Source organism: Mesorhizobium sp. M5C.F.Ca.IN.020.32.2.1, from assembly GCF_004023105.1.
Classification (GTDB): Bacteria; Pseudomonadota; Alphaproteobacteria; order Rhizobiales; family Rhizobiaceae; genus Mesorhizobium; species Mesorhizobium wenxiniae.
In genome coordinates this window covers 1-4,534 of the sequence record NZ_RZSX01000533.1, presented here as the reverse complement: position 1 = coordinate 4,534, position 4,534 = coordinate 1, and the positions used below count along the sequence as shown (strand labels likewise).

Below are 4,534 nucleotides of genomic sequence, written 5' to 3'. Positions count from 1 at the left end.
ATATCGATCTTGACGCCGAGCGCGGTTAGCACGTCGGCGGCGCCGGTCTGCGAGGATAGTCCGCGATTGCCGTGCTTGGCCACCGGCACGCCGCAGGCGGCGATGACGAAGGCGGATGCGGTCGATATGTTGACGCTGTGCGAATTGTCGCCGCCGGTGCCGACGATGTCGATCGCGCCAGCGGGCGCGTCGACGCGCAGCATCTTGGCGCGCATGGTGGCGACGGCGCCGGAAATCTCGCTCACCGTCTCGCCGCGCACGCGCAGCGCCATCAGGAAGCCGCCGATCTGGCCGGGCGTAGCGTCGCCCGACATGATGATGTCGAAGGCCTCGCGCGCCTCCTCGAAGGAAAGGGAGTTGCCGGTGGCGACCTTGGCGATATGGGTCTTGAGCGCGCTCATCTGGTCAGGGCTTGGGCAACGGCGGTCTGGTCGATGCGAACGTCGTACTGCGTCTGCAGCTGCGCCACCAGCTGGTCGAGCAGGTCGTCGGACATGCCGGCGGTGAACGATTTCTGCGCGTCGTCCGGCACCGAGCTGGCGTCGGCTCCGGCAGGTTCGAAGACTTCGGCGATCTTGAACAGGATCTGTCCGTCGCCGGTGGGCGAAGAGATCAATCCGGTCCCGCCTTCGCCTTCGCCGAACATCGCAGCCGCCCCTTTCTTGCCGAAATCGACGTCGTCCGCCTCGCGCTTGACGCCGCGCTTGGTCTGCTTCTCAAGCTTGAGCTCGCTCGCGATCACGTCGAGCGTGGCGCCGGCCTTGAGACGCTTTTCGAGCTCGTCCGCTTTTGCAGTGAGCCGCTTGGTCGTTTCCGCCGCCGTCCAGTCGGCTACCACCTTCTGTCGGACTTCATCCAGCGTGCGGTCGCGGGCCGGCGTGATCGACTCCACCTCGTAGAACACGAAGCCGTTGTCGGCGGTGGTGAGGTCGGGATTCTCGGTGCCCGGTTCGGCGTCGAACACCGCCTTGGTGAGTTCCGGCGATTCCGGCAGGTCCTTGACGATGGTGCCGTCCGGCCTCAGGCCGGTGCGATCGATCGCGTCGATGGTGACGACCTTCAGCTTCAGTTTTTCGGCCGCTTGCTTGAGCGTGCTGCCCGAAGCGCGGATATCTTCGTAATTGTCGTGCACATCCAACAGAATGCGGCTTGCCTCGCCCAGCGCCAGATCCCTGCGGATATCTGCGGACACTTCGGCCAGCGGCTTCACCACTTCGGGCTTGATGTCGGTGACGCGCAGCAGCACCGGACCGAAGGCGCCCTGAACGACCGGACTTACTTCGTTGACATTAAGCGCAAACGCCGCATCCGCCACTGCCTTGTCGGCGATCTTGTCCTTGGACAGCGTGCCGAGCAGCGTGTCGGCTTGCGTCTTGCCCTCGGCGACGACGATCTTGTCGAAGGTAGCGCCGGTCTTGAGTGAATCGAGCGCGGCCTTCGCGGCATCAGGCGTTTTGAACACGAGCTGTTCGATGGTGCGCATCTCGGGCGTGGTGTAGCGCCCCTTGTTCTTGTTGTAGTCGTCGGTGACCTGTTGGTCGGTCACGGCACTCGGATCCATGATGTCTTGCGGCTCGAGCCTGACATAGGAGAATTTGCGGTATTCGGGCGCCGCATAGGTCTTCTTGCTTTCCTCGAAATAGGCCGAAAGCGCAGTGTCGGATGGCGCTTCAATCGGCTCGACCAGCGATTTCGGCAAGGTCACATACTCGATGGTGCGGTCTTCGCCACGATAGAGCGCGACTGCCTTCAAGAAAGTATCCGGAGCCTTGAGGCCGTCCGAAACCGCCTCGACAATCTGCTGGCGCACAGCCACCTGGGCGCGATTCCTCAGATAGTCTTCCGGCCGCATGCCGACCTGTTGCAGTATGTATTCGAACGTCCTCCGGTCGAAGGTGCCGCCAGGACCCTTGAAAGCTGGGTCTTCATGCGTGAGTTGGGCCAGCCGGTCCTTGGACAACCCAAGCCCGAGCTTGCGCGCCTGCTCATCGAGGACTGCACCCGACACGAGTTGCGCCAGCACCTGGTTATCGAGGCCGAGCGCCGTCGCCTGCTCGCGGCTGATGCGCTGGCCGAATTGCTGCGACATCACGCTGATTTGGCGATCATAGGCGAGGCGATACTCGTTGATTGACACTTTGGTGCCTCCGGCCGTGATAACGGCATCGTGGCCCGCAAAACCACCGACCATCTGCCCGGAAATGCCCCAGACGGCAAAGCTCAATACCAACAATATCAGCAGTGCCTTCGCGACCCAGGTCCCGGCCGCGCTTCTCAAGATACTAAGCATGGTCACTTCCGATTTTTGGCGCATTTTCGCATGCGCCGAGTTTGAAACAAGCGCAATAGCGTCCTTCCGGCCCACTGTCGATTGCTTTGTGGGCTGAGTTTGGTAGTGAGGGCGCAGCCGAATATTGCCCGGAGAAGCAAATCCCATGACGCTAGGAATCCGCCCGCTGGTCGCAGGCAACTGGAAAATGAACGGCACCAGCGCCTCGCTCAACGAACTCAGGATGATCGGCAACGGCTTCATGAGCGGGCTCGATGCGGAGACCGAAGCGCTGGTCTGCGTTCCGGCGACGCTACTCGCGCACGCCGCAGAGATTTTGTCGCGCACGCCGGTCCGGGCCGGGGGCGAGGATTGCCACACGAAGGAGAGCGGCGCCCATACCGGCTGCATTTCGGCCGAGATGCTGAAGGATGCGGGCGCTAGCTACGTCATCGTCGGCCATTCCGAACGTCGCGCCGATCACAATGAGGACGACGCCATTGTTCAGGCCAAGGCGTCCGCCGCGTGGCGCGCCGGGCTGATAGCCATCATCTGCATCGGCGAGACGAGAGCCGAGCGCGAGGCGGGCGCGACGCTCGATGTGCTGTCGCGCCAGGTCGCCGGCTCGGTGCCGCCCCACGCCACGGCGTCGAACACCGTTATAGCCTATGAGCCGGTATGGGCGATCGGCACTGGACTGACGCCGACCGCCGCCGACGTTGCTGAGGCGCATGCGCATATTCGCGAAAAACTGTCGGAAAAGCTTGGCAGCGCGGCGGCGAAGATGCGCATCCTCTATGGCGGCTCGGTCAAGCCGTCGAACGCGGTCGAACTGCTCGGCGTGAAAAATGTCGACGGCGCGCTGGTCGGCGGCGCCAGTCTGAAGGCGGCGGACTTTCTCGGTATCGCCGAAGCCTATCGAAATATCTCGTAGCATCGAAAGGCTATCGGGGCACTTTGGATAGGCTGTGCCGCAGCGGGAAGAAATCGTTGCAAAGGGCGCACTGTTTCCCATATTCCGGCCACGGGCTTGGAAATGCCATCAAAGCATTGTATTGAGCCGCCTCCAAATCACCGGCCGTATGCGCGGCCGCGCAAGGCTTTGCCAGGGTAAGCTATGGAAACCGTTCTGATCGTCGTCCACCTCATGGTCGTGCTCGCTCTTGTCGGCGTGGTGCTGCTGCAGCGCTCCGAAGGCGGCGGCCTCGGCATTGGCGGCGGCTCGGGCTTCATGACCGCGCGCGGCGCGGCCAACGCGCTGACGCGGGCGACGGCGATCCTGGCGGCGGCTTTCTTCGCCACCTCGCTGACATTGTCGATCGTCGCGCGTTATGGCGAGAAGCCAATCGATATTCTCGATCGTGTGCCTGTGACTAACGGCGGGGGCGGCGTGCTCAACCAGTTGCCTGGCACCACGGCGCCGACACCACCTTCCGGTAATACAGCGCCAACGCCGCCTTCCGGCAATGATGCTGCAGCCCCGGCTCCCGCTGCACCGCCTGCGGCGGATTCGACCACGCCGCCGGCCACAAACGGCGTCACCCAGCCAGTAACGCCGCAGGTTCCGAACCAGTAACCAGCAGACGTCCGGCGCCGCGATCTGTTGTTGTTTGAACACAGTCGCGGCAAATGCCGCACGATCCCGAGGATTCGACCGGGCACGGCACGACAGGGCGCTTGAGGCGTCTTCGATTAATCGATTATAGATTGCGCGCGGCACTTTCGGCGTCCTTGGGGGACGCCGGGCGACGCCGTGGGCAACAAGCATTGAACGATCGGATCTTCGCCATGCAGCTTCGCAGCTTCATATTAGCCGGCCTTTGTGCCGTGCTCAGCCTTGGTGGGCCCGCTTACGCGGCCATGCCGGCGGGTAATTCGGCCTCTAAAACCGCAGTAACAACTGACGTCGTCAACGTCGCCGCCAAAAGCGATACGGCGCAGCTAAGGCTCCTCAAGAAGAAGAAAAATCCGACCGCGGACGATCTGGCCCAAATCGGCAAGATCGAAGCCAAGATTGCGGCCGACAAAGAGGCCGCTCGAGCCAAGGCGCTCGAGGCCAGGAAGCTGACGATGCGCGAGGCGGCCAAAGCCAAGGCCGACGCGGAACGGCAGGCGTTCCTTGCCAAGAAGAGCCTTGCCAAGAAGGATAAGTCCGCTGCCCAGCTGGCCGACGGAAAGCCGGCTAAGAAGACCGTCAAGATCATCGAACCCATCGCACCGATCCAGTCGGCCGAGCCGGTTTCCGCCGAGGCCATGAACGTCGCG

Annotated in this window: 3 protein-coding genes and 2 pseudogenes; 3 read left to right on the top strand and 2 right to left on the bottom strand. The window is 62.9% G+C overall.

The features are described 5' to 3' along the window. Positions 1-401: pseudogene (locus EOA86_RS23615) on the bottom strand (anthranilate phosphoribosyltransferase); the annotation flags it as partial. Beyond that, positions 398-2,290 carry a SurA N-terminal domain-containing protein gene (locus tag EOA86_RS23610; protein ID WP_128343856.1) on the bottom strand — a complete coding sequence of 631 codons (1,893 nt, stop codon included), beginning with the start codon at positions 2,288-2,290 and terminating at the stop codon, positions 398-400. The pseudogene EOA86_RS23615 and the gene EOA86_RS23610, both read right to left, overlap by 4 nt. Before the next feature lie 145 nt (positions 2,291-2,435). Between EOA86_RS23610 and tpiA the strand changes: the two genes are divergently transcribed. The 3 genes and pseudogenes from tpiA to EOA86_RS23595 all read left to right on the top strand — a co-directional run. Continuing rightward, positions 2,436-3,203, top strand: a complete 768-nt coding sequence (tpiA, locus tag EOA86_RS23605; protein ID WP_128343855.1) for a triose-phosphate isomerase — start codon at positions 2,436-2,438, stop codon at positions 3,201-3,203. A gap of 183 nt (positions 3,204-3,386) precedes the next feature. Continuing rightward, complete coding sequence (gene secG / locus EOA86_RS23600; RefSeq protein ID WP_065009597.1) at positions 3,387-3,845, top strand: preprotein translocase subunit SecG; 459 nt, start codon at positions 3,387-3,389, stop codon at positions 3,843-3,845. Between the two features lie 212 nt (positions 3,846-4,057). After that, a pseudogene (locus tag EOA86_RS23595) lies at positions 4,058-4,534 on the top strand (L,D-transpeptidase); the annotation flags it as partial.

Excerpts from the sequence above, each read along its gene's own strand:
- secG (WP_065009597.1), top strand. The coding sequence starts at position 3,387 with ATGGAAACCGTTCTGATCGTCGTCCACCTCATGGTCGTGCTCGCTCTT.
- tpiA (WP_128343855.1), top strand. The coding sequence starts at position 2,436 with ATGACGCTAGGAATCCGCCCGCTGGTCGCAGGCAACTGGAAAATGAAC.
- EOA86_RS23610 (WP_128343856.1), bottom strand. The coding sequence starts at position 2,290 with ATGCTTAGTATCTTGAGAAGCGCGGCCGGGACCTGGGTCGCGAAGGCA.